Origin of the sequence: Haemophilus sp. C1 (assembly GCF_001276515.1) — a bacterium.
Taxonomy (GTDB): domain Bacteria; phylum Pseudomonadota; class Gammaproteobacteria; order Enterobacterales; family Pasteurellaceae; genus Haemophilus.
In genome coordinates, this window is sequence record NZ_LDVZ01000011.1 from 12,469 (window position 1) to 36,127 (window position 23,659).

General features: G+C 38.1%; 22 protein-coding genes, 1 other RNA gene and 1 riboswitch. Of the genes, 9 read left to right on the top strand and 14 right to left on the bottom strand.

Going from position 1 to position 23,659, the window contains the following annotated elements; all coding sequences use genetic code 11:
• Nucleotides 1-99: 99 nt before the first annotated feature.
• The 8 genes from ABW51_RS05570 to sohB all read right to left on the bottom strand — a co-directional run bounded on the left by ABW51_RS05570 (nt 100) and on the right by sohB (nt 8,452).
• Nucleotides 100-807, bottom strand: coding sequence for an electron transport complex subunit E (locus ABW51_RS05570; RefSeq protein ID WP_053465907.1), 708 nt, complete (start codon nt 805-807; stop codon nt 100-102).
• A 1-nt stretch (nt 808) separates the two neighbouring features.
• On the bottom strand, nt 809-1,432 hold the full coding sequence (rsxG, locus tag ABW51_RS05575) for an electron transport complex subunit RsxG (RefSeq protein ID WP_053465908.1): 624 nt from the start codon (nt 1,430-1,432) through the stop codon (nt 809-811).
• Complete coding sequence (rsxD, locus tag ABW51_RS05580) at nt 1,432-2,508, bottom strand: electron transport complex subunit RsxD (RefSeq protein ID WP_053465909.1); 1,077 nt, start codon at nt 2,506-2,508, stop codon at nt 1,432-1,434. Before rsxD ends, rsxG begins: the two co-directional genes overlap by 1 nt.
• 4 nt (nt 2,509-2,512) lie before the next feature.
• Nucleotides 2,513-4,888, bottom strand: a complete 2,376-nt coding sequence (rsxC, locus tag ABW51_RS05585; protein WP_053465910.1) for an electron transport complex subunit RsxC — start codon at nt 4,886-4,888, stop codon at nt 2,513-2,515.
• Nucleotides 4,889-5,470, bottom strand: a complete 582-nt coding sequence (rsxB, locus tag ABW51_RS05590) for an electron transport complex subunit RsxB (protein ID WP_053465911.1) — start codon at nt 5,468-5,470, stop codon at nt 4,889-4,891.
• An 87-nt stretch (nt 5,471-5,557) separates the two neighbouring features.
• Nucleotides 5,558-6,136 carry an electron transport complex subunit RsxA gene (rsxA, locus tag ABW51_RS05595; protein WP_053465912.1) on the bottom strand — a complete coding sequence of 193 codons (579 nt, stop codon included), beginning with the start codon at nt 6,134-6,136 and terminating at the stop codon, nt 5,558-5,560.
• A gap of 222 nt (nt 6,137-6,358) precedes the next feature.
• On the bottom strand, nt 6,359-7,213 hold the full coding sequence (locus ABW51_RS05600; protein ID WP_053465913.1) for an OmpA family protein: 855 nt from the start codon (nt 7,211-7,213) through the stop codon (nt 6,359-6,361).
• Nucleotides 7,214-7,390: 177 nt separating this feature from the next.
• Complete coding sequence (gene sohB, locus ABW51_RS05605) at nt 7,391-8,452, bottom strand: protease SohB (RefSeq protein ID WP_053465914.1); 1,062 nt, start codon at nt 8,450-8,452, stop codon at nt 7,391-7,393.
• Between the two features lie 200 nt (nt 8,453-8,652).
• Here sohB and ABW51_RS05610 point away from each other — a divergent pair, with 200 nt between their 5' ends.
• A complete protein-coding gene (locus tag ABW51_RS05610; RefSeq protein ID WP_053465915.1) occupies nt 8,653-9,321 on the top strand; it encodes a curli polymerization inhibitor CsgI-related protein in 669 nt (222 codons plus the stop codon).
• Nucleotides 9,322-9,388: 67 nt separating this feature from the next.
• Nucleotides 9,389-11,524: a YccS family putative transporter gene (gene yccS / locus ABW51_RS05615; RefSeq protein WP_053465916.1), complete on the top strand. Its 2,136-nt coding sequence runs from the start codon at nt 9,389-9,391 to the stop codon at nt 11,522-11,524.
• A 131-nt stretch (nt 11,525-11,655) separates the two neighbouring features.
• On the opposite strand, the gene ABW51_RS05620 is transcribed toward yccS, so the two are convergent.
• Together ABW51_RS05620 and ABW51_RS05625 are read right to left on the bottom strand one after the other, a co-directional pair.
• On the bottom strand, nt 11,656-12,198 hold the full coding sequence (locus ABW51_RS05620) for a KdsC family phosphatase (RefSeq protein ID WP_053465917.1): 543 nt from the start codon (nt 12,196-12,198) through the stop codon (nt 11,656-11,658).
• 9 nt (nt 12,199-12,207) lie between these two features.
• A complete protein-coding gene (locus ABW51_RS05625; RefSeq protein ID WP_053465918.1) occupies nt 12,208-13,143 on the bottom strand; it encodes a KpsF/GutQ family sugar isomerase in 936 nt (311 codons plus the stop codon).
• Nucleotides 13,144-13,303: 160 nt separating this feature from the next.
• Here ABW51_RS05625 and rnpB point away from each other — a divergent pair.
• Nucleotides 13,304-13,680: RNase P RNA component class A (gene rnpB, locus ABW51_RS05800), an RNA gene on the top strand.
• A gap of 76 nt (nt 13,681-13,756) precedes the next feature.
• On the opposite strand, the gene ytfE is transcribed toward rnpB, so the two are convergent.
• Entirely contained in the window at nt 13,757-14,428 is a 672-nt protein-coding gene (gene ytfE / locus ABW51_RS05630) for an iron-sulfur cluster repair protein YtfE (protein WP_053465919.1), read from the bottom strand.
• Between the two features lie 315 nt (nt 14,429-14,743).
• A riboswitch (molybdenum cofactor riboswitch) is annotated at nt 14,744-14,884 on the top strand.
• Here ytfE and moaA point away from each other — a divergent pair.
• From moaA to moaE, 4 genes are all read left to right on the top strand, one after another.
• Entirely contained in the window at nt 14,873-15,886 is a 1,014-nt protein-coding gene (gene moaA / locus ABW51_RS05635; RefSeq protein WP_053465920.1) for a GTP 3',8-cyclase MoaA, read from the top strand. It overlaps the preceding riboswitch by 12 nt.
• A gap of 89 nt (nt 15,887-15,975) precedes the next feature.
• Entirely contained in the window at nt 15,976-16,458 is a 483-nt protein-coding gene (moaC, locus tag ABW51_RS05640) for a cyclic pyranopterin monophosphate synthase MoaC (RefSeq protein WP_053465921.1), read from the top strand.
• A 1-nt stretch (nt 16,459) separates the two neighbouring features.
• A complete protein-coding gene (moaD, locus tag ABW51_RS05645) occupies nt 16,460-16,705 on the top strand; it encodes a molybdopterin synthase sulfur carrier subunit (RefSeq protein ID WP_053465922.1) in 246 nt (81 codons plus the stop codon).
• Nucleotides 16,706-17,158 carry a molybdopterin synthase catalytic subunit MoaE gene (gene moaE / locus ABW51_RS05650; RefSeq protein WP_049363519.1) on the top strand — a complete coding sequence of 151 codons (453 nt, stop codon included), beginning with the start codon at nt 16,706-16,708 and terminating at the stop codon, nt 17,156-17,158. It begins immediately after the preceding gene.
• A gap of 45 nt (nt 17,159-17,203) precedes the next feature.
• Here the strand turns inward: moaE and ABW51_RS05655 are convergent, their stop codons facing one another.
• The 3 genes from ABW51_RS05655 to purE form a co-directional block, all read right to left on the bottom strand.
• Complete coding sequence (locus ABW51_RS05655) at nt 17,204-18,394, bottom strand: amino acid aminotransferase (RefSeq protein WP_053465923.1); 1,191 nt, start codon at nt 18,392-18,394, stop codon at nt 17,204-17,206.
• Nucleotides 18,395-18,533: 139 nt separating this feature from the next.
• Nucleotides 18,534-19,622: a 5-(carboxyamino)imidazole ribonucleotide synthase gene (purK, locus tag ABW51_RS05660; protein WP_053465924.1), complete on the bottom strand. Its 1,089-nt coding sequence runs from the start codon at nt 19,620-19,622 to the stop codon at nt 18,534-18,536.
• Between the two features lie 69 nt (nt 19,623-19,691).
• Nucleotides 19,692-20,186 (bottom strand): 5-(carboxyamino)imidazole ribonucleotide mutase, encoded by a 495-nt coding sequence (gene purE, locus ABW51_RS05665; protein WP_053465925.1) that lies wholly within the window; start codon nt 20,184-20,186, stop codon nt 19,692-19,694.
• Between the two features lie 288 nt (nt 20,187-20,474).
• Between purE and ABW51_RS05670 the strand changes: the two genes are divergently transcribed.
• A complete protein-coding gene (locus ABW51_RS05670) occupies nt 20,475-20,819 on the top strand; it encodes a type II toxin-antitoxin system HicB family antitoxin (RefSeq protein WP_005653201.1) in 345 nt (114 codons plus the stop codon).
• 53 nt (nt 20,820-20,872) lie between these two features.
• On the top strand, nt 20,873-23,482 hold the full coding sequence (pepN, locus tag ABW51_RS05675; RefSeq protein ID WP_053465926.1) for an aminopeptidase N: 2,610 nt from the start codon (nt 20,873-20,875) through the stop codon (nt 23,480-23,482).
• The last annotated feature ends 177 nt before the right edge of the window (nt 23,483-23,659 follow it).

The following is a 23,659-nucleotide window of genomic DNA, read 5'->3' on the forward strand; positions in this document are numbered from 1 at the left end:
TAATTTATCGGAATTATCTGTTTAGAAGACTGCAAGCCCTCCTTCCGTCACTTCGTGACACCTTCCCCCGCAAGTAGGGGAAGGCAAGATTTGGTTGCCTTATTTTTTTACATTATCAATTCGATTTTTTATGGCGAGGAGTAAGCCTAATCCTATAAAGGCGCCTGGTGGCAGAATGAAAAGTAAAAAGCTACTTTCTGTATGGTAAATATGGAGCGTTAAAAATTTAGCTTGTTCGCCGAATAGATTTTCGATGCCATCAAAAACCGTACCTTGTCCAATGATTTCACGCAATGCGCCAAGTACTGTCAAGCTAAGCGCCATTCCTAATCCCATTGAAAACCCATCCCAAACGGAATGGAGTAAGCTGTTTTTTGAGGCGAACGCTTCTGCTCGACCAATCACAATACAGTTGGTAACGATAAGTGGAATAAAAATCCCGAGTGATTGATAAAGCGTATAGGTGTAAGCATTCATTAAAAGTTGAACGACAGTTACTGTCGTCGCAATAATCATCACGTAGATTGGAATTCGGATTTCATTCGGAATATATTTACGGAAAAGTGAAATAACCGTATTTGTGCAAGTGAGCACAAGCATTGTCGCTAAACCTAAACCCAGTGCATTGGTGGCCGTGCTAGACACCGCTAAAAGCGGACAAAGCCCGAGAAGTTGAACAACCGCTGGATTATTTTTCCAAATTCCTTGAGTAAAGATTTCTTTCCACATGGACTTTTGTTGATTTTCAACCGCACTTTCTATTTTTTCTTCTTCAAGTGCGGTATTTTTTTCAGTTAAATCTGTCATATTATTTTACTTGTGTTGAAAGCTGTTGTAACAAGGATTGGTTATTTAGCATGATTAATGCTGAGCGTTTAGTTTGATTAACCACTGCGCGAGGTGTAATGGTTGCACCAGAAAATTGATCAAATTTTCCGCCATCTTTTTTGACTGCCCATTCGCTTAAATTGTGTTCATTAATCGGTTGATTTGTGAAACCTAAAATCCAGTTAGAAATTCGGCGTTCAATTTTATCGCCTAAGCCTGGTGTTTCGTGATGTTCAATTACTCGTACGCCTAACACTTCGCCTTTCGGATCTAATCCTACAAGCAAGAGAATATCGCCAGAATAACCATCGGGCGCGGTGGTTTCATAGGCATAGGCAGAAACATTCCCATCTTTTTTCGCAAAATAAATTTTCTGAATGCCCACCAAATTTTTATCTTGAGGAATAACCGCACTTTCTAGCAAATTATTATTGAAATAATCTTGTGGAATAACTTGTAGAAGTAATTCTCGTTGTTGAGCCGCGATTACTGCATCAATTTTATCTTTTGTTAGGAAGAAAATCCCTGCAGAAATTGCTGTGCAAAGTAGGGCGACAAAGCCTAACAATATGCCGTAACGCGATGTGATTTTTACTGTACCCATTATTTTCTTCCTTTTATTGGATAACCAGATACGCGCGGACGTGTGTAATGATCGATAAGTGGAACGCAAATATTACTTAATAAAATAGCAAATGCCACGCCGTCTGGATAATTTCCGTGATAACGAATGAGATAGACAAATAATCCCACTAATGCACCAAAGATAATTTTTCCTCGTGGTGTAATGGAGGCTGTGACAGGATCTGTCGCAATAAAAAATGCGCCAAACATCATTGCGCCACTAACCAGTTGGCTAATCGCACTTAAATGCGTGAAACCAGTAAAAGCGGTCGCGGTGGCTAAACAGAAAAAGGTGACAATCATCGCCACTGGAATTTGCCAGTGAATGACACGTTTTAAAATAAGGAAAATTCCGCCCACTAAGAAAGCCACGTTTACTTGCCACCATCCTTGAGCAAAGTCGGTTCCATTACCCATAAAAATCGGCAGTTTAATCAATTCATAAAAATCATTTAATTGAGTGTGGCTTTTATAGAAAATTTTTGCGCTATCCAAAGGCGTTGCTTGGGTGATGCCATCAATGTTATGTGTAAGTTGCGAAAGCGTAAATCCATCAGTGGTTAAGCCTGAAAATATTAATGAAAAAGCATCTGAAAAAGTTGGTGTTTCCTGTAATAAATTAATTGGTGGCATCCAAGTTGTCATTTGTAACGGGAATGAAATTAGAAGAATTACATAGCCAATCATCGCGGGATTGAATGGGTTTTGCCCTAAACCCCCATAAACTTGTTTACCTAATAAAACTGCACAGAGTGTTCCAATGATGATGACCCAATAAGGTGCATAAGGTGGAATAGCCATCGCCAGAATTAAAGCAGTCAGGGATACGCTGAAATCTGAAAGATAATTTAACGGCTTTTTGCCGCGTAATTTTATTGCAATAAATTCCGCAATGATTGCTGTACCAATAGCTAATGCGGATTGGAGCACCACACCAAATCCAAAATAATAAATTTGTGTGAAAAAAGCTGGCATCATTGCCAACATTACCCAAAGCATAATACGCGCTGTGAGTTTCCCCGAATGAGTATGAGGAGAGCTAACCATTTTAAACATTATTTTATTCCTGATTGTTTTCTAATGTTGCTTGTGTTTTTGCCAGTTTTTTCGCTTTTGCTCGAGCAATAGCCGCAGCTACAGCCGCTTTTTTCGGATCGAGTGCGGTTGAATTTTCTTCTGTTTTTTCTACCGCACTTTCTACGGCTTGAGTGCTTGGCACAGATTCTTTTGTTCCATTCGCTTGAGCCAGCTTTTTTGCTTTTGCACGAGCAATCGCAGCGGCTACCGCCGCTTTTTTCGGATCAAGTGCGGTTGAATTTTCTTGTGTTTTTTCTACCGCACTTTCTACGGTTTGAGTATTTGAGACTGATTCAGAGGTTTCATTTGCTTGTGCAAGTTTTTTTGCTTTTGCACGGGCAATCGCTGCAGCTACGGCTGCTTTTTTTGGATCAAGTGCGGTTGAATTTTCGTCTGTTTTTTCTACCGCACTTTCTACGGTTTGAGTATTTGAGACTGATTCAGCGGTTTCATTTGCTTGTGCAAGTTTTTTTGCTTTTGCACGAGCAATCGCTGCAGCTACGGCCGCTTTTTTCGGATCAAGTACGGCTGAATTTTCGTCTGTTTTTTCTACCGAACTTTCTACGGTTTGAGTATTTGAGACTGATTCAGAGGTTTCATTTGCTTGTACAAGTTTTTTCGCTTTTGCTCGAGCAAGCGCGGCTGCAACTGCTGCTTTTTTCGCATCGGTTGGTTGAGTTTGTTGTTCTTGGTTTTCGACTTGAGATTCCGCTTGCTGACGAGCCAGACGACGAGCTTTACGTTGTGCCATTAAATCAGCGTTATCAGGTAAAACTTCCCCTTTTTCTGAGGTAATCGTTTTAACTTGTACTGATTCTGTTTCAGTGGATTTTTTCGCTTTCAAGCGTTCTAGCGCCGCTTTAACAGGATCTTCACCCTTGGTTTGCGCTAATTCTTCTCGACGTGCTTCTGCTGCACGTTGTGAACGTGCTTTACGCTCTTGTTCTTCACGTTCCATTCGCGCTTGTTTCGCTTCAAAGCGAATTTTGGCTTCATCTGATTTTTTCTGTTTTTCTTTTATTTGCCAAATTTTTGCTTTTTCTTGGCGGAAATATTGAATCAGCGGAATATGGCTTGGGCATACGTAGGCACAAATCCCGCACTCGATACAATCTTTGAGGGAGTATTCTTCCGATTTTTTGTGATCTTCACTACGCGCAAACCAGTAGAGTTGCTGTGGCATCAAGTTGACTGGGCAGGCATCAGAACAGCTAGAACAGCGAATACAAGCTTGTTCAGACTCTGGTTCTGCATATTCAAAATAGTCTGGTGCAAGCAAGCAGTTGACAATTTTTGTCACTGGTGCATTGAGATTGGAAAGTTCCAATCCCATCATCGGGCCACCTGCAAACACTGGATAACGTTCATCAAATTGATAACCAGCGTGCGTCAATACTTGAGAAATTGGTGTACCAAGTCGGACCCAATAATTACCTTTTTCAGGAATTTTATCACCTGTAAGGGTGACGACACGTTCAATTAAAGGTTCGTCATTTATAACCGCTCTTTTAATTGCAAAGGCTGTACCAACATTATGCATCAGTACGCCAATACTAGAAGAACGCGCACCACTTGGCACTTCCATTCCTGTAAGCAAATAAATAAGCTGTTTTGCGGCACCCGAAGGATATTTTGTTGGAATTACTCGAACGCTAATGTCATTTGCTCCCTGTAGCGCTTTGCTAATTGCCTCTATTGCTTCAGGTTTGTTATCTTCAATGGCGATGACTACGTTTTCAGGTCGTAGGATATAACGTAAAATACGAATGCCTTCTAAGATTTCATCGGCGCGTTCACGCATAAGACGATCATCACAAGTAATATAAGGCTCACATTCTGCACCATTGATAATTAGGAGTTTAACTTTTTTCTCTGCTGATTGAATTTTAGCGGCAGTCGGAAACACTGCACCGCCCAAGCCAGCTATACCAGCTTGATAGATTTTGTTAATGAGTTGTTCCGGCGAGAGTGTCAAAAAATCATCAATAGGATTACGTTCTAGCCATTGATCTAAGCTATCTGCTTGCAAATGAATTGCTGGTTCATCAAGACCAGACGGATGTGCAGCGACATAAGGTTTAATCGATTTAATTATGCCAGAAGTGGGCGCGTGAACTGGCAACATACGCAAGCCATCACCTTTTGTTAAGGCTTGACCTTTTAGTACGTAATCGCCCTCTTTTACCAAGAGATTTCCTGTTGTTCCTGCGTGCTGTTTAAGAGGAATGTAAAAATCCGTGACTAAAGGGTGATGACGTAGTGGTTGTGAATTAGATTGTGATTTCATTTCAGGCGGATGAATGCCACCTTTGAAATCCCATAATTTACCGGAATTGAAACGAGATAATACGTCCGCCATTTATTCCCCCACAACCAATTTTTTCTCAGTACTATTTACATTCATTACTGGAATGACTAATTTGGCATCAAACTTCCAATCCCAATTATCGATATTTTTTTTCACGGGAATCATTGATATACAATCTGTCGGGCAGGGAGCTACGCAAAGTTCACAACCTGTACAGAGATCTGGAATAATCGTATGCATGAATTTATTTGTACCAATAATGGCATCAACAGGACAGGCTTGGATACATTTCGTGCAGCCAATACACATATTTTCATCAATAAAAGCGACTTTCTCGATAGGTTCTTCTACGCTGTCCATAGCTGGCACATCAACCCCTAAAATCTCTGCAATTTTTACGATGGTAGGTTGACCACCAGGAATACATTTTGTGATTTCATCTCCATTACAAATAGCTTCAGCATAAGGTTTGCAGCCTGGATAACCACATTGTCCACATTGGCTTTGTGGCAAAATAGAGTCGATTTTTTCCACAATGGGATCGGCTTCGACTTTGAGTTTAAGTGAAGCAAAGCCTAAAATCGCACCGAAAATTAAAGCGAGTAAAGTGATTACGATGAATAGAAGGGTCATTATTTCTTTCTTGTTCCTGAAAAATACTGAGAGAACCCAATAAATAAAATCAAAATGGTAATAGTCATTAAAAGATAGATCATTTTATTACTTCACTAGTCCTGTAAATCCCATAAATGCGAGAGACATTAAACCAGCTGTGATAAGTGCGATAGATGAACCTTTGAAAGTTAAAGGTACATCGGCCGCTACAAGACGTTCACGAAGCGCAGCAAAAAGCACTAATACGAGTGCAAATCCAAGAGATGCACCAAAACCATAAACGACAGATTCCGTTAAATTATGAGCAAGATTTACATTTAATAATGCGACACCGAGAACTGCACAGTTTGTGGTTATCAAAGGTAAAAAAATTCCAAGCAAACGATATAGTGTTGGGCTAGTTTTATTTATCACCATTTCGGTAAATTGTACAACTACGGCAATAACCAAAATAAATACTAATGTGCGTAAAAAAATAGCATTTAAGGGAACAAGAATATAATGATCGACTAAATATGCACAAAGGGAGGCGACTGTTAAGACAAACATGGTTGCTAATCCCATTCCCACTGCGGTTTCAATTTTTTTGGATACGCCCATAAAAGGACAAAGTCCTAAGAATTTTACTAATACAAAGTTGTTAATTAATGCGGTTCCGATAATTAATAAAATATAGTGTGTCATTGCTTTCTGCCTTTTGTATAAGTGGGCTATTATCCTCATTTATAGGTGCGATAACAATAGAAAATTTGGGGTAGGAGAAAGAGAAAATTGAGATTTTCTCGTTTTGTTGAATATGAATAAAAAACGCAGCTAATCATTTAAATGATTAGCTGCATAATATTTGGATTAACAATACTCAACTTGACTTAAGTGAGTAGAGTACTGCTTGAAGTTATATATCAATTATTTTTGATATAATTTTGCTGGCCCTTGAGTACCACCGTTGGATTTGCTACCTTCTTGTGGTTTTAATTCAGAACCAGAGGCAATAATCTCAACACGACGATTGGGACGTAAACAATCTTTTAATGCCTTTCCATGAGGAATGCCATCACAAGATTTTATTTGTGGATTTTTACCGTAACCGATTGCAGTGATTTGAACTGCAATACCATCTTCAACTAAACGATTTTTCACACGATTTGCGCGACGTTGAGAAAGATCTAAGTTGTAAGCATCAGAACCTAAACGGTCTGTATAACCAGCAACCTTAACTTCTTTAGCTCTAGTAGATTTTAATTGAGATGCAACATTATCAACAACTTTTTTGCCTTTAGCTGTTAAAGTATCCTTATCAAAATCAAATAAGAAATCACCACTCAAATTGAATGCAGAATTACCATTACAACCGTTTGGATACCAGAAAAAGCTTTGCGCATTATGATTTTTGTCAAATAATACTTTATATTGACAAATTTTGTGGGTGCCATTTTCACGATAATTGAATGCATAATCCCATTCAGATACACCATACAAGCCTTCAGTAAAGTGTGGATCACCAATTAATTGACGAATTTGATCTTTATTCATTCCAGCTTCAATTGTACGAACATTGTCCCAATTTGGCCAAGTACCAAATTGGCTACCATCATGATTTAACTTCGCAGAATCAATTTTAGGCCATACTAATTGAGGAACTTGTTCGCCATTTACGTCTTTATATTCTGGGGTACCTGCGTCAGTCACTTTACTTAAGTTGCCACAAGCAGCAAGAGTTGCAATAGCAACGGTTGATAATAAAATACGAGATAATTTCATTTTTTTACCTTTTATTTGTTAAAACCCTTACAAAGGACATAATTAAACTTTATGGATTAAGTATTATAAAACTATAGAAGCTTAGGTCGCACATACTAAAGGCAAAAAATTGCCTTGTAAATACTAAAATTAGTGAACTAGCTTTCTTTTTTGTAAAGTAATGTAAAGGTATCTATTTTAGTGTATAAAATCATTTGACGGCTTTGTGGTATAACGATGAATAATATTTACCGCACTTTCTTCAGCTTGATGACCTAATTTTTTTATCAAGGATTTTTTCAAGCGGTACTTTACACTTACTACATGTTTTTCTTTTATTTTTTCCAAAATTAAATCATCACTGGTTGAAATTTCATCGACTAATTTCAAGTCAATTGCTTGTTGACCAAACCAATGTTCACCTGTAGCAATTTTATCAATATCTACACAAGGGCGATTTTGTGAGACAAATTGTTTGAATAATTGATGTGTTTCTTCCAACTCTTGTTGAAATTTTTGCTTGCCTTTTTCGGTATTCTCACCTAATACAGTTACTGTGCGTTTAAACTCACCAGCTGTCATCACATCTACATCAACATCATATTTTTTCAATAAACGATGAACGTTTGGAATTTGTGCTACGACGCCAATAGAACCAATAACAGCAAAAGGCGCAGATACAATTTTATCTGCTACACAAGCCATCATATAACCGCCACTTGCCGCAACTTTATCTACTGCAATTGTTAGTTTTATTCCTTTTTGTTTCAAACGAGACAACTGAGAGGCTGCAAACCCATAATCATGAACAATACCGCCTGGGCTTTCTAATCGCAGTAATACTTCATCTTCTGGTTTTGCTACATTTAAAATTGCTGAAATTTCTTCTCGAAGTGCGGTCGTTTCTGAGGCTGAAATATCACCGTGAAAATCCAAGACGTATACACAGCTTTTCTTTTCGTCATCTAAGGATTCACCTTTTTTTAATTTCTCTTTACGTTTTTTGGCTTTTTGTTTTTCAGTTTTTTTCTCAGCTTTAGCTCGTTGTTTTAGCTCTTCTTCAGAAAGATTAAAATCACGCAATACACGAACTTGATGATCAAATTCTTCAGATAAGTCTTTAATTTCTAATTCCCCTATTTTAGATTTGTTATGTTGACGATAAGAAATCACCAAACCAATAATAGCAAGAATGAGTAATAAAATTGTTAAAATTTCCAGAATAAAAATTCCATAGCCAGTTAAAATATCGTTTAACATTGTTACTCCTATTGATATTTAATAGATTACATTGTGCTTTTTACTAGTTGTGACTAGGCTAGACATCAATATGATAAAATATTGTGAGTATTTGTGCTATTACAACAAAGGTTTTTAAACCAATTCTCACTTTTTTATTTTCATTTTTCCTGATTTAGCATAGCATAGGCAAGAATTTCATTTATACCAAAGGAGCAATTATGAAATTACGTGCTGTTGTATTAGGTCTTGCAACATTATGTGCTAGCACTGCAACTTTTGCAGGCATGGTTTCTACTTCATCTAATCTTGAGCTTTTAGCAATTGATGGCCAAAAAGCCTCTAAATCTCTCGCAAAAGATGCTAAAACATTTACTGTAAATGATACCCAAAGCCATCAGGTTGTTGTTCGTTTAAGTGAAATTATTGGTTCTGGATCTAACCAAACTCTTTTTGAATCTAACCCAGTAATCGTTACATTCCAAGGCAATGCAGAGGATCTTGTTATTTCAGCGCCAGCTATTCGTGGTCGTTCAGAAGGTGATAAATTCAATGAGATGCCAAGCATTAGCGTAAAAACAAAATCAGGCAATACGCTTTCAGCAAAAGTGGATGTGTTAAAACAAGAAGGTTTATTCCCAAGTGCTAATGTGGTGAATGATCTTGCTGAATATAATGCATCTGGTGCAACTGCATCTGTTTCTGCATTTGCTGCAACCACAACTGCTAGCCCAATGGTCGCTACTCCAGCAGGTAATGCAAAAGCGAATAAAGGCAAAGTGGTTGTTCAAGGTGAAAACGTTGCAGAGCAACAGCTTCAATATTGGTTCCAACAAGCGGATAAAGAAACTCAAACACGTTTCTTAAATTGGGCAAAATCCCATAAATAATTACCGCACTTCATACAATAAAAAGTGAGCCTTGTTGCTCACTTTTCTATTTTGATAAGGATTTGAAATGAATATTCGGTTAAATGCCAAAGTAATCGCTGCGATTCCTGTTTTTATTGCCGTAAATATTGCGGCAGTGGGAATATGGGCTTTTGATATTTCTTCGCAATCAATGCCTTTGATTCTAGGGATCATTGCAGGTGGTTTGGTGGATTTGGATAACCGTTTAACTGGACGATTGAAAAACCTATTTTTCACGCTCATTGCCTTTTCTATTTCATCCTTTATTGTGCAGTTACATATTGGTAAACCTATTCAATATATTGTGTTAATGACGATGCTAACGTTTATTTTCACTATGATCGGTGCTGTGGGGCAGCGTTATAGTACCATTGCTTTTGGTTCATTAGTGGTTGCGCTTTACACCACATTGACTTATATCCCAGAGGGAAATGTATGGTTTATTAACCCTGTAATGATTTTATGCGGTACTTTGCTTTATAGTGTGGTCGCTATCATTGTTTACCTGTTTTTCCCAAATCGCCCAGTACAAGAAAGTGTCGCTAAAGCGTTTTGTGCGTTGGGAGAATATTTAGATACCAAATCCTGTTTTTTTGATCCTGACGAAGTGGCCGAGATTGAAAAAAAACACCTCAATTTTGCAATGAAAAATGCGAATGTTGTTACAGCATTTAATATTGTTCGTACCGCACTTTTTTATCGTATTAGAGGGCAACATCGCCATCCTCGCACCCAGAGAATGTTACGTTACTATTTTGCAGCGCAAGATATTCATGAGCGCGCTAATTCTACGCATTTTGATTATCAACAAATAACGGAAAAACTAAAAAATACAGATTTGATTTTCCGTATTCAACGTTTGTTAGAGCTACAAGCACAATCCTGTAAAGAAATCACGGTGAGTTTACGTGAAAATAAACCTTATCATTTTAATGAACGTGTCGAACGTGCACTTTTAGGCACCTTGCATTCCTTTGATCTATATCGAGTACAACATCTCAATGATCAAGATGAACTGATTGATATTCAAACCTTGTTAGATAATTTACAAAGTATTAATTGGCAACTTCGTCAGTTGGCACAAGAAACGACAGATACAGAACAATTAGCTCAAATTCATACGGAACAAATCACTGGGTTAAAAAATATAAGTGCGGTGATTTTTAGTCATTTTACTTTTGAGTCGCCCTTGTTCCGTCATGCGGTACGTTTATCTATTGTAGTATTTTTATGTTGTGCAATTGTTGAGTTTTTCCAATTTAATCTTGGTTATTGGATTTTATTGACCACTGTATTTGTATGTCAGCCAAACTATTCAGCAACTAAAGTACGTTTACGTCAGCGCATTATTGGCACGATATTAGGTGTAGTGGTGGGGTCATTATTACCTTATTTAAATCCAACCTTAGAATTAAAACTAGGTCTTGTGGTGCTTACAAGTACGTTGTTCTTTTTCTTCCGTAGTAATAATTATAGTTTCTCGACCTTTTTCATCACACTACAAGTTTTGCTGAGTTTTGATGTCATGGGATTTGATACGGCAGCTGCCTTAATGCCTCGTTTACTCGATACTTTGCTTGGTGCCGCGATTTCATGGTTTGCCGTATCTTACTTATGGCCAGATTGGAAATATTTGCAACTTGATAAAGTGAGTCATCAAGCATTGCGTAGTGATGCGGTGTATTTATTGCACATTATTAGCCAATTGCAATTTGGTAAAAGCGACGATCTTAAATACCGCATAGCACGTCGTAATGCACATCAATATGCGGCTGCACTGAGTACTACGCTTTCCAATATGAATAATGAACCAGTGAAATATAAGGCATATTTACAAAAAGGCTTTGATTTACTCAAGCTTAATTATTCTTTATTAAGCTATATTTCAGCATTGGGCGCTTATCGCGACAGAATGAAAAATTTGCAACAGACCACACAGTTTTTATCTGGTTTTTATCCCGTGGCAAAGAAAATTATCTATACCTTAGAACACATTGAAGAAATACCCGCAGATATTTTTAACCAACAGCAAGAAAGTATTGAAACACATTTAAAGGAATTAGAAAAACAAGACATGACTGCGGAAGAACGAGCCGTCTTTAGTTTACCGTATCAACAATTGAATTTGATTACCCAACTCTTACCGCAGTTCTATGAGTATTTTAGGAAAGAGTCTTGTTAAATAGCTAAACTATCAGAGCGTGGGATAGTTATAAATATAAAAGTGCGGTTGATTTTTGAGAGATTTTAAAACTCGTTGAAAATTAACCGCACTTTATTTTTTATTGAGCAATAACATTAACAAATGAGTTATTACTGCCCCATGTTTTTCACTGATTTTAGGAAACCTTGAGCGCTATCAAACACAGAAGATTTTCCCTGTGCTAGTAAAATCATATCGGACATTTCTCGAAAGGCACCTTTTCCGCCATTGGTGGAAAGTACATAATCAACAGCATTCTTCACATAAATAGGGGCATCCGCCACTGAAAAAGAAGTTCCACATGCTGCAAAGGCGGGGAGATCTACACTATCATCGCCAATATAAGCGGTTTGCTCGGCAGTGACGCCAGCTTGTTTCATCAGATCAAAACAAGCGGTTTCTTTTTCAAGTTTGCCAAGAAAGTATAATTTAATGCCAAGATCGGCAATGCGACGACGTAAAATAGGGGAGTCGCGACCAGAAAGTACTGCCACTTGAATACCTGCATCCATCAGCATTTTTATGCCTAAACCATCGCGAACGTGAAAACTTTTGATGGCTTCACCATTGGCATCATAATGAAGTTGTCCATCGGTGAGTACGCCGTCTACATCAGTAATGACAAATTTAATATTTTCTAATTTTTGTTGCATTGGGATTCCTTAGCTTGAAAATTCCACTAAACCCACTACGTGATTTTCATCATTAACAACGACTAGCGAGTGAATTTTTTTCGCTTTCATAAAGTCTTCTGCTTTTGATAAAAATTCGTCTTGATGAATAGTTTTTGGTGAACTTGTCATAAAATCTTTGGCTGTTTTATTCAGCGTTTCTGCACCATTGGCTGTAAGTGCGCGGCGAATATCGCCATCCGTGATAATGCCTTTAAGTTGCTCATTTTCCATCACTAAGGCAACGCCCATTCGCCCTTCATTCATGATAGTGAGGCAGTCAGTAAAATTGGTTGTGGGTAAAATTGTTGGTAGGCGAGTTTGCATTTGATCTTTCACTTTACATAATAAACGACGACCCAGACTGCCACCTGGATGGAATTTGGCAAAATCCGCAGGTTGGAAATTGCGTGCCGTAATGAGCGACACGGCGAGTGCATCGCCAAGCGCAAGTGTTACAAGTGCCGACGTTGTTGGCGCGAGATTATTTGGACAGACTTCACGCTCAACAGTAATATCTAAAACATAATCTGCGTGACGTGCGAGCGTAGAATTTTTATTGCTCGTCACGGCAATAATTTTATTACCGAAATTTTTTAAACTTGGAATGAGTTTATTGACATCATCAGTTTCTCCGCTATAGGAAATTAACATTACAATATCAATTGGTTTTAACATACCTAAATCGCCGTGAAAGGCTTCTGTCGGATGTAAAAAGAAACTTGGTGTGCCAGTAGAGGCAAAGGTAGCCACCATTTTTTTCCCAATTAAACCGGATTTCCCTATTCCGCCGATGACTAATCGACCTTTGCAGGCAAGGATTAAATCCACGACTTGATTAAAATCCTCGCCTAAACGCTGGCTGAGTTGCAAAAGCGCGTTGCTTTCAACAGAAAGGGAATCCTGTGCAATTTTTAGATAGTTCATTTTTCTTCCTAAAAGTGCGGTTGAAATTGGCGTTATTTTAGCGAAATCATAAAAAAATACGAATGAAAAATTAGGCATTATTGTTTATAAGATTGACGAGCAATATCTAAAAATTGGGGATTTTATTGACCGCACTAATTATTGCCCCTATACTACGCGCCGAGTTGGTTAGACAATCGCTGGTTTATTGAAGCCCTTAACCGTATTTATACGACCTAGTGGGACAAGTAAACGAGAGGAAAGTCCGAGCTACACAGGGCAGAGTGCCGGATAACGTCCGGGCGGCGTGAGCCGACGACCAGTGCAACAGAGAGCAGACCGCCGTGTAAACGGTAAGGGTGAAAGGGTGCGGTAAGAGCGCACCGTGCCTCCGGTAACGGTTGGCAGCAAGGTAAACTCCACTCGTAGCAAGACCAAATAGGAATCCAATGAGTGGCCCGCTCAGGATTCGGGTAGGTTGCTTGAGCGACAGAGTAATTTGTCGCCTAGAGGAATGATTGTCCACGACAGAACTCGGCTTATCGACCAACTCAAAATTTTTGTGGAAATGACCGCACTTTAGTTTGTTTTTCGGAATAGATTAAAGTGCGGTTATTTTTTGACGAATATTAAATTATTTTTCGTTTAATACACGTGGAAATAAAATATTATTTTCCAAATGAATATGGTGCATTAAATCATCAATAAATTCATTAATACCGCTATATAAGGCTTTCCAACTGAAACAAGCATCTGCTGGTGGCGTGCAGTTATTAGTAAGTGATTTGATCACTTCCACATCTTGCCCTGCTTCATCGTGTTCCATTTCCATTACACGAATTGGCATTGAGGCCATAGCATAATTTCCCATTTTGATCATTGGGAACAAAATTTGTTCTTCTTTCATTAAATGCTGACTAAGTTCAGCATAAATTTTTTCTAACTGTGCGGCTATGCCGACAGGGCAGTCATCATGATCACCATGTACATTTTCTACTTTCTCCGCCAATGTAATTAATTCAGGGAGTTGTTCACGGTGGCGATTATGAAAACGAGTAATAATGTGATCGATCATTTCTGCATAAGATGCCGAAGTCCAATCTTTATCATTATTTTCTGCTTTACTTTGTTGTAAATCAGTTAAACGTTTTTCAATTTCAGTAAGGTTAAGATTCTTTTGTTGTGCTGCGATTTCTAATAATACAGAACCTCCGCAGCAAAAATCTAAATCATATTCACGAAAAATTTTAGTTGCACCTGGAATTGAAACAGCGAGTTCGCTAAGTTTTTGTTGGGCAAAAGACATAAATCACTCCTATATTGATTAAGTAAAAATAAATCCGATAAAAATCGTAGGATATTTTTCTGGTTATGAAAAGTAGAGAGATTTATTTATTGATTAAATTATGATTTAAATCAATAAAAATACCTCATAATAATCAGCTAAAAATTTATGGTTATTCATATAAATAGGATTAATTATCACTAATGAGCCAGCTTTAAATTCATTATGTATTTTTTTATATAATTGATTTTTAAGAATTTAGGAAAATACTGATTTTCATCAATATTATTGATTGTGTTTACAAAGTGAAATCTTTTAGAATGGCGAAAAGTTAAATTTAACGCATAACTCCGAGCTTGTTTAGCCTAAGTTTCATCGAAATACGGCGACAAGCCAATAACGCCGTGTGTTATTCAGGGATACGCTGGAAACGGTTTATCCTCTCCGTATTTAGAAAGGTGTAAAATGCAATCCATTCCTATTAAAAACGTAGGAGAGTCTCGCTTAGTCGATCCTTTCCAACGTCAATATTACTATCTACGACTGTCGATTACCGATCAGTGTAATTTTCGTTGTACCTATTGTTTGCCTGATGGTTATCAACCCGAAGCCAACAAACCAAGTTTCTTAACCTTAAAAGAAATTACCTATCTTGCACAAGCTTTTGCTGAAATGGGCACTGAAAAGATCCGTTTAACTGGCGGTGAACCGACTTTACGCAAAGATTTTATTTCTATTGCTGAAAGCATCGCTAACATTGATGGAATTCGTCAATTAGCCGTCACAACAAATGGCTATCGCATGGCAAAAGATGTGGCTGATTGGAAGAAAGCAGGAATTACATCTATTAACGTTAGTGTTGATAGCTTAGATCCTAAAATGTTCCACCAAATCACGGGTATCAATAAATTTGATGACGTGATGCGTGGTATCGATCGTGCATTTGAAGTGGGCTACAACAAAGTCAAAGTCAATTCAGTTTTGATGAAAAATTTGAATGACAAAGAGTTTGAGCAATTCCTTGTTTGGGTAAAAGATCGTCCAATTCAAATGCGCTTTATCGAACTGATGCAAACAGGCGAAATGGATAGTTTCTTTGATAAATTCCATCTTTCAGGACAAGTATTAGCGGATAAATTGCTGCAAAACGGTTGGCAATTACAACATAAATCCCATACTGATGGTCCTGCTAAAGTATTCACGCATCCTGATTATGCAGGCGAAATTGGCTTAATTATGCCTTATGAGAAGAATTTCTGCGCAAGTTGCAATCGTTTAAGAGTGTCAGCGAAGGGAAAACTTCATCTCTGTTTATTTGGCGAAGAAGGCATTGAATTACGTGATTTATTGCAATCCCACGAACAGCAAGCTATTTTACAAGCGCGTATTTTTGCCGCACTGCAAGGCAAACGTGAACATCATTATTTGCATATCGGTGATAGTGGCGTAAGAAATCATTTAGCTTCTATCGGTGGCTAAAAGCAAAGTGAGATGAATGGTAATATTCATCTGCTTTCTTTTGTCGCTTATTTAAAACATTTAATATTTTAACCGCACTTTATTTTATTATGACTACATTTACGCATATCAATTCTCAAGGCGAAGCCAATATGGTGGATGTTTCTGCAAAAGCAAAGACTGTTCGTGAAGCTCGTGCTGAAGCCATTGTGACCATGTCAAAAGAAACTCTTTCCATGATCGTGGAAGGCAAACATCACAAAGGCGATGTATTTGCTACAGCACGTATTGCAGGTATTCAAGCGGCAAAACGTACTTGGGAACTTATCCCACTTTGCCATCCATTGTTACTTTCTAAAGTGGAAGTGAATTTAGAACCGTTACTTGAAAGCAATCAAGTTCGTATTCAATCTCTTTGCAAATTAACCGGAAAAACCGGCGTAGAAATGGAAGCATTAACGGCAGCAAGCGTAGCAGCCTTAACCATTTATGATATGTGTAAAGCCGTACAAAAAGACATGGTAATTGAGCACGTTCGCCTGTTAGAAAAGAGCGGTGGAAAATCTGGTCATTTTATTGCGGAGGAAAAATAAGATGTTAAATGTTTTATTTTTTGCTCAAACTCGTGAATTAATTGGCGTTGATGCCATTCAATTAGAAGATGATTTTGCGACAGCAGACGCGGTGCGTGAACATCTTGCTCAAAAAGGTGATAGATGGGCGTTAGCATTAGAAAAAGGGAAGCTTTTAGTCGCTATCAATCAAACCTTGATGTCATTAGAAAGTGCGGTCAAAAATGGGGATGAAATTGCATTTTTCCCACCGGTAACGGGGGGCTAAATGACGGATATTCAAATTTCAGTACAAGAACAACCTTTTGATCAAAATGCTGTTTATCAATGGCTTTCTGAGCAACATTCAGTTGGCGCAACGGTTATTTTTGTGGGTAAAGTACGCGATCTTAATTTAGGCGATGAGGTATCCAGCTTATATTTAGAACATTATCCCGCAATGACAGAAAAAGCCTTACGTGAAATTGTAGAACAAGCAAAAGCCCGTTGGGATATTCAGCGTGTGTCTGTAATTCATCGAGTGGGATTACTACATACTGGCGATGAGATCGTATTAGTGGGGATTAGTTCTGCTCATCGTGGCGATGCTTATCATGCCAATGAATTTATTATGGATTTCTTAAAATCCAAAGCCCCGTTCTGGAAAAAAGAACAAACCCATCAAGGTGAACGTTGGATTGAAGCAAGAGAAAGCGACAAAGAAGCGTTAGAGAAGTGGTAATGACAAAGTGCGGTTAAACTTAACCGCACTTTTGCTTTTTATGAATTACAGCACTTTCACAATACTTTCACACAAATAACGAATATTGTCTTCAGTGATACCAGCCACATTGATACGGCCAGAGCGAACAGCGTAAATCGCAAACTCATCTTTTAAGCGATCCACTTGTTCTGGTGATAAGCCGCTAAAAGAGAACATACCATTTTGTTCCATAATAAAGCTGAAATCTTGTTTTGCACCATATTCTTTTAATAACTGAACGAATAAATGACGCATTTTTTTGATACGTTCACGCATTTCAGTTAATTCATTTTCCCATTCTTGGCGAAGTTGAGCATCATTTAATACTGTTGCTACGGTCGCCCCACCGTGAGATGCTGGGTTAGAGTAGAGTGTACGAATAATTGATTTCACCTGTGTTAATGCGGTTGAAGCAATTTCTGCATTTTCAGCCACAAGGGTAAAGGCGCCTACACGCTCATTGTATAAACCAAAGTTTTTAGAGAATGAACTCGCGACTAATAATTCTTTATGATTTGCCGCAAATGCACGTAAACCGTAAGCATCTTCATCTAAGCCATTGGCTAAACCTTGATAAGCAAAGTCAAAGAGTGGCAACCAACCATTTTTATCTGAAAGTGCGGCTAATTCTTGCCATTGTTCAGGGGTTGGGTCAATACCCGTTGGGTTGTGGCAGCAACCGTGTAAAAGCACCACATCACCTTCGCTTGCTTGGCTTAAATCTTCGAGTAAATGTTCCCAGTCAAGGGCTTTGCGTTCAGCATCATAATAACGATATTCACGAATCGTCATGCCCACAGCATTAAAAATAGCATTGTGATTTGGCCATGTTGGTGTACTGATCCAAACATTTTGTGCTTTGGTTTGACGTTTAATAAATTCAGCCGCAATGCGTAATGCGCCTGTTCCACCTAAACTTTGTACTGTTCTCGCACGATTAGATTTAATTACTTCAGAATCTTTACCGAAAAGGAGTTCTTTTGTTCGTTCGTTATAATCAGCAATACCATCGATAGTCAGATAATTCTTCGTTTTTTCCTTATCAAATAAGCGTTTTTCTGCTTCTTTTACCGCACGCATAATTGGGGTTGTGCCTTGCGCATCTTTATAAACGCCAATACCCAAGTTGATTTTATTTTCGCGAGTTTCAGATTTGAATGCTTCGCCTAAGCCTAAGATTGGATCGGCTGGTGCCGCTTTGATATGTTCAAACATAGCTTTTCCTTATGTATGTGTTGTGTGGTGGATAATTTTATACTTCAGCCGTTTTATTTTATCAAGAAAGATTTTTATAAAAATTAACCGCACTTTGATATTTTTAAATATTCATCAAAAAGTGCGGTTATTTTTTATATTATTTTAGTTTTTCAATCGCCCAATTTAATCCAGATTGATAATCTTCTGGTAACTCAGCGCGGAGTTTTTCTAATTGTTGAATAATGACTGCTTTGTTAGGATGAGAAAGATTGATATGCCCAACTTTACGCCCAGTTCTCACCTCTTTACCGTACCAATGAAGTTGTGCAAAAGGTGTATTAAGCCATTTGGGGTTATGGTTTGTGCCGATTAAATTCACCATCACACTAGGGGAGAATGTTTGTAATTCAGGCGTTGGCAAATCGAGTAGCGCACGTAAATGTAATTCAAATTGGCTAATCGAGCATCCTAGTTGTGTCCAATGTCCACTGTTATGTACGCGAGGCGCAAGTTCGTTAATCAGCAATTTATCGCCTACAACAAAACACTCCATTGCCATGACACCCACATAGCTTAGCTTATCCATAATTTTGCCGAGCATTGCTTCCGCTTGCTTTTGTTGTGCAGATTGTTGAGGAAACGCAATATCAACCACACTGTAACGCAAAATACCATTTTGTTGCAGGTTATGCGTAACGGGATAAAAACGCTTTTCGCCATTTTTAAATCTTGCGCCTACAATAGAAACCTCATAATCGAAAGGAATAAATTTTTCTGCGATCACTTCACCGAATAAGTCATCAGTGATGTCCGCTTTATTTTCATCGCTGATAATCCATTGACCTCGTCCATCATATCCGCCGGTTCTGCGTTTAACGACGACTTTCTCGCCAACGGTTTGGAAAACATCATTCCATTGTGTTTTATCTTTTAATAAATACCAAGGCGAGGTAGAAAGATTTAGTTCATCAAGCAAGGATTTTTGAGTAAAACGATCAGCTAATAATCCAAATACATGTTGATTAACGAAGTTTTTATGATTGCCGAGTAATTCAGTCAAAGGCGTTTTTTCCCAGCGTTCAATTTCCGCCGTGATGATTGCATTTTCAGGTAAGTCAAAAACTGGCGCATTGAAGGCTAAGGGTTCAACATAAATATCTAAAGGTGCGCCCGCGTAACCTAACATTCTGCCGAGTTGTCCGTTGCCGAGTACATAAACCGTTGGGTATAAGGTGGAGTTTTGCATAATATTTCTCGTTAAATTTACGAAAAAAACAACCGCACTTTTAAAGTGCGGTCAGATCTAAAGATGTTTTTATGTGCGTGGATCGGGATTATCCAGTACAGCACGAGTTTGGCTTTCACGGAAAGATTGCAAGCGTGAAAGCAATTCTGCATCCCAACCCGCTAGAATTTGGGCTGCTAATAATCCAGCATTTGCCGCGCCCGCAGGGCCAATTGCTAATGTTCCGACTGGGATTCCTTTTGGCATTTGCACAATTGAATAAAGGCTATCTACGCCACTTAACATAGAACTTTTTACTGGCACACCCAGCACAGGTACAAGTGTTTTGGCTGCGATCATACCGGGTAAATGTGCCGCACCGCCCGCACCAGCAATAATTACTTTATAGCCATTTTTTTGTGCATTTTCGGCAAATTCAAAAAGTTTATCAGGTGTACGATGGGCCGAGACGACTTCCACATGATAAGGTACTTTTAATTCATCTAAAATCTGAGTTGCCTCTTGCATGGTAGCCCAATCGCTTTTTGAGCCCATTACAACGGCAATTTGTGCAGTGTTTGACATGCTATTTTTCTCAATTTTTTAATTAAAAACGTGGTGTAGAATAGCATATCTTATATACATCAAGCAAACGTTTGCCATCTAACTGGGTACTACCTAGTCTTATCTTATAATTATTTGATTTTTAAATTTTAGTAACTATACTTGATACCAAATTAATGGGCGATAGTTTATATGGGACGAACTGAAAAATTATTAGATAAGCTCGCACAATCAAAATCTACATTTAATTGGAATCCTGAAAATTATATTAAAGTCAGTGAAAGAATCATTAAAACAGGTAGGTATTCTATGAAGTTATTAAATTATAAAGGTTATGTTGGCACGATTGAGGCGGATTTAGAAAACAATATATTATTTGGCAAACTTGCTTACATTCGTGATTTAGTAACTTACGAAGCAGAGTCATTATCTGAGCTAGAAAAAGAATTTCGTCAATCTGTTGATTTATATTTACAAGATTGTTTGGAATTAGGTAAAGAACCGAATAAGCCTTTTAAAGGTGTGTTTAATGTACGAATTGGTGAGGAATTGCATAGAGAAGCTACGATCATAGCAGGCGATCGTTCTCTTAATGCTTTTGTTACGGAAGCGATTCAAGAAAAAATTTTTCGTGAGAAACCAAGTTTAAGATAACAAAACGTAACGATATCATATTCACATTTTCTTTCTTCAAAGTAGGGCAAATTATGTTAGCCAAAGCAAAATATAGAAAAGATTACAAACAACCAGATTTTACTGTCACAGACATTTATTTAGATTTTCAACTTGATCCTAAACATACTGTGGTGACTGCAACCACAAAATTCCAACGCTTAAATGATGAAGCGACTTCTTTACGTTTAGATGGGCATAGTTTCCAGTTTTCTTCTATTAAATTTAATGGTGAGCCATTTTCTGCTTATCAACAAGATGGCGAGAGTTTAACGCTCGATTTAAAAGGCAAAAGTGCGGAAGAATTTAAACTTGAAATTGTGACCTTCCTTGTGCCTGCAGAAAACACTTCATTACAGGGGCTATATCAGTCTGGTGAGGGCATTTGTACGCAATGTGAGGCGGAAGGTTTCCGTCAAATCACTTATATGCTTGATCGCCCTGATGTGCTGGCGCGTTACACAACCAAAATTACCGCAGATAAGACTAAATATCCATTCTTACTTTCGAATGGTAATCGTATTGCAAGTGGCGAATTAGAGGATGGTCGTCATTGGGTGGAATGGAACGATCCTTTCCCAAAACCAAGCTATTTATTTGCTTTAGTGGCAGGGGATTTTGATTTATTACAAGATAAATTTATTACTAAAAGTGGTCGTGAAGTGGCTTTAGAGCTTTATGTAGATCGCGGTAATCTTAACCGCGCAACTTGGGCAATGGAAAGTCTGAAAAAAGCGATGAAATGGGATGAAGATCGCTTTAATTTAGAATATGACTTAGATATTTACATGATCGTTGCCGTGGACTTCTTCAATATGGGTGCAATGGAAAACAAAGGGTTAAATATCTTTAATTCTAAATTTGTATTAGCCAATCCGCAAACAGCAACAGATGAAGATTATCTTGCCATTGAAAGCGTGATTGCGCACGAATATTTCCATAACTGGACAGGCAACCGTGTTACTTGTCGAGATTGGTTCCAATTAAGTTTGAAAGAAGGTTTAACGGTTTTCAGAGATCAAGAATTTTCTTCAGATACAGGTTCTCGAGCAGTCAATCGTATTAATAACGTGAAATTCTTACGCACCGTGCAATTTGCCGAAGATGCAAGCCCAATGTCACACCCAATCCGCCCTGAAAAAGTGATTGAAATGAATAATTTTTATACAGTCACAGTGTATGAAAAAGGGGCGGAAGTGATTCGTATGTTGCATACTTTATTATGTGAGCAAGGTTTCCAAAAAGGCATGCAACTTTATATTGCTGAAAATGATGGCAAAGCGGCAACCTGTGAAGACTTTGTTTCTGCTATGGAACGTGCAAATAACCTCGATTTAAACCAATTCCGCCGTTGGTATAGTCAATCGGGTACACCAGAATTATTGATTAGTGATGCTTATGACGAAAAAACGCATACTTATCGTTTAACGGTTTCACAATCCACACCGCCAACCGCCGATCAAATGGAAAAAGTGAATTTACATATTCCATTAAAAGTGGCGCTTTATGATGCGAATGGCACGAAACAAATGCTACAACATAATGGCGAATTGTTGAGTGATGTATTAAATGTTACTGAAAAAGACCAAGTCTTTGAGTTTCATGGCATTTACGGTCGCCCCGTTCCCGCATTGCTATGTGATTTCTCCGCGCCAGTAAAACTGGATTATGATTACAAAACCGAGCAGTTATTAGGCTTGCTTAAATTTGCAGATAATCAATTTATCCGTTGGGATGCGGCTCAGATGTTATTTGCGCAAGAATTACGTCGTAATGTTGTGCGTTTCCAACAAGGCGAGGCACTAGAAATTTCGCCTGAAATTTTGACCGCACTTTCTTATGTTCTGAACCATTATGAGAAAGATATTGAATTGGCAACGCTAATTCTCACACTGCCGAAAGAAATGGAATTTGCTGAAGGTTTCAAAACCATCGATCCTGATGGCATTTCAGCCGCAAGAACATTTATGCAAGCGCAAATTGCCGAGACTTTAAAAGATGATTTCTTGCGTGTTTATACCCATATTCGTCTTGATGATTATCAAGTTACGCAACAAGACATCGCCTTGCGTGCAATGCGTAATCTTTGCTTAACTTATTTGGCTTACACCAATTTGGGTAACAACCTAGTGCAAAAACACTACAATAATGCGAATAATATGACAGATACATTGGCTGCATTAAGTGTTGCAACTAAAGCGGCATTACCTTGCAGAGATGCGTTATTAGCTGATTTTGAACAAAAATGGCAACATGATGGATTGGTGATGGATAAATGGTTTGCATTACAAGCCACTCGCCCAGATGAAAATGTATTGGAAATTATTCAGTTATTAATGGATCACCCAAGTTTTAACTTTAATAATCCAAACCGTTTACGTTCATTAGTAGGTAGCTTTGCAAATCACAATTTAAAAGCATTCCATAACGTAAGCGGATCAGGCTATCGTTTCTTAACGGATGTGTTAATCCGTTTAAATGAAAGCAATCCGCAAGTGGCGGCGCGTTTAATCGAGCCATTAATTCGTTTTTCTCGCTTTGATGCCCAACGCCAAACGCTGATGAAACGTGCTTTAGAACGCCTAAGCGTCGTAGAAAATCTTTCAAAAGATTTATTTGAAAAGATTGAGAAAGCGTTGCAGTAGGTGGAGTAAATGTGCGTAAAAGAGAAATGAGTTGGCTACAATTTGTAGCCAACTGAAAATCAAATCACCTAAAGCCAGATCTTTAAAATATGGTTAAAAGGGCGGTAAATTTTCAAATAGTTTTGGGGCATTGATATGCCCCTTTGTTTTATATCTGGCTTTAATATTAATTTATTT

Coding starts and splice junctions, on each gene's coding strand:
- moaD (WP_053465922.1), top strand. CDS start 16,460: ATGTTAAATGTTTTATTTTTTGCTCAAACTCGTGAATTAATTGGCGTT.
- ABW51_RS05670 (WP_005653201.1), top strand. CDS start 20,475: ATGAAGTTATTAAATTATAAAGGTTATGTTGGCACGATTGAGGCGGAT.
- yccS (WP_053465916.1), top strand. CDS start 9,389: ATGAATATTCGGTTAAATGCCAAAGTAATCGCTGCGATTCCTGTTTTT.
- ABW51_RS05610 (WP_053465915.1), top strand. CDS start 8,653: ATGAAATTACGTGCTGTTGTATTAGGTCTTGCAACATTATGTGCTAGC.
- rsxB (WP_053465911.1), bottom strand. CDS start 5,470: ATGACCCTTCTATTCATCGTAATCACTTTACTCGCTTTAATTTTCGGT.
- moaC (WP_053465921.1), top strand. CDS start 15,976: ATGACTACATTTACGCATATCAATTCTCAAGGCGAAGCCAATATGGTG.
- ytfE (WP_053465919.1), bottom strand. CDS start 14,428: ATGTCTTTTGCCCAACAAAAACTTAGCGAACTCGCTGTTTCAATTCCA.
- rsxD (WP_053465909.1), bottom strand. CDS start 2,508: ATGTTTAAAATGGTTAGCTCTCCTCATACTCATTCGGGGAAACTCACA.
- purE (WP_053465925.1), bottom strand. CDS start 20,186: ATGTCAAACACTGCACAAATTGCCGTTGTAATGGGCTCAAAAAGCGAT.
- ABW51_RS05655 (WP_053465923.1), bottom strand. CDS start 18,394: ATGTTTGAACATATCAAAGCGGCACCAGCCGATCCAATCTTAGGCTTA.
- sohB (WP_053465914.1), bottom strand. CDS start 8,452: ATGTTAAACGATATTTTAACTGGCTATGGAATTTTTATTCTGGAAATT.
- rsxG (WP_053465908.1), bottom strand. CDS start 1,432: ATGGGTACAGTAAAAATCACATCGCGTTACGGCATATTGTTAGGCTTT.
- rsxC (WP_053465910.1), bottom strand. CDS start 4,888: ATGGCGGACGTATTATCTCGTTTCAATTCCGGTAAATTATGGGATTTC.
- moaE (WP_049363519.1), top strand. CDS start 16,706: ATGACGGATATTCAAATTTCAGTACAAGAACAACCTTTTGATCAAAAT.
- rsxA (WP_053465912.1), bottom strand. CDS start 6,136: ATGACACACTATATTTTATTAATTATCGGAACCGCATTAATTAACAAC.
- purK (WP_053465924.1), bottom strand. CDS start 19,622: ATGCAAAACTCCACCTTATACCCAACGGTTTATGTACTCGGCAACGGA.
- pepN (WP_053465926.1), top strand. CDS start 20,873: ATGTTAGCCAAAGCAAAATATAGAAAAGATTACAAACAACCAGATTTT.
- ABW51_RS05625 (WP_053465918.1), bottom strand. CDS start 13,143: ATGAACTATCTAAAAATTGCACAGGATTCCCTTTCTGTTGAAAGCAAC.
- ABW51_RS05570 (WP_053465907.1), bottom strand. CDS start 807: ATGACAGATTTAACTGAAAAAAATACCGCACTTGAAGAAGAAAAAATA.
- ABW51_RS05620 (WP_053465917.1), bottom strand. CDS start 12,198: ATGCAACAAAAATTAGAAAATATTAAATTTGTCATTACTGATGTAGAC.
- ABW51_RS05600 (WP_053465913.1), bottom strand. CDS start 7,213: ATGAAATTATCTCGTATTTTATTATCAACCGTTGCTATTGCAACTCTT.
- moaA (WP_053465920.1), top strand. CDS start 14,873: ATGCAATCCATTCCTATTAAAAACGTAGGAGAGTCTCGCTTAGTCGAT.